The organism is Bartonella sp. MR168JLCBS, assembly GCF_042194175.1.
This window is the reverse complement of sequence record NZ_JBHIMP010000627.1, coordinates 1-528: the sequence shown is the minus strand read 5'-3', so window position 1 is coordinate 528 and position 528 is coordinate 1. Positions and strand designations below refer to the sequence as shown.

At 45.1% G+C, this 528-nt stretch carries 1 protein-coding gene and 1 pseudogene; both read right to left on the bottom strand.

Annotated features, from left to right (window positions below):
- On the bottom strand, nucleotides 1-127 hold a 127-nt coding region (locus ACFIK8_RS13085; RefSeq protein WP_375669670.1), incomplete at its 3' end, for a GTP-binding protein.
- 27 nt (nucleotides 128-154) lie between these two features.
- Nucleotides 155-528 (bottom strand): annotated as a pseudogene (rpsG, locus tag ACFIK8_RS13080) (30S ribosomal protein S7); the annotation flags it as partial.

Here is a 528-nt window from a genome sequence, read left to right as displayed (position 1 = left end):
TCTCACCGATTTTATGATTCTTACCAGTATAGAACAAAATACGCTCAGTCATAGTGGTCTTACCGGCATCAATATGCGCCATAATACCAAAATTACGATAATCTTCAATTTTATATTCGCGAGCCATTGCACTTGCCTTAGTTTTCAAACATATCTACCAGCGATAATGAGAGAATGCACGATTAGCCTCAGCCATACGATGAACATCCTCACGCTTCTTCACTGCAGAACCGCGATTATTAGCAGCATCCATCAATTCACCAGCAAGACGATTAACGTCCACGTGCCGCCGTAATTAACCAGCGGACAGCAAGAGCTCGACGACGATCAGGACGAACATCAACAGGAACCTGATAAGTGGCACCACCAACGCGACGCGAACGAACCTCGATATGAGGGGCAACATTCTCCAGCGCCTGGTGAAACAAAACCACCGGATCTGACTTCACCTTACTTTCTACAACATCAAGCGCACCATAAACAATACGCTCAGCAACGGACTTTTTACCATCAAACATAATGGCATTC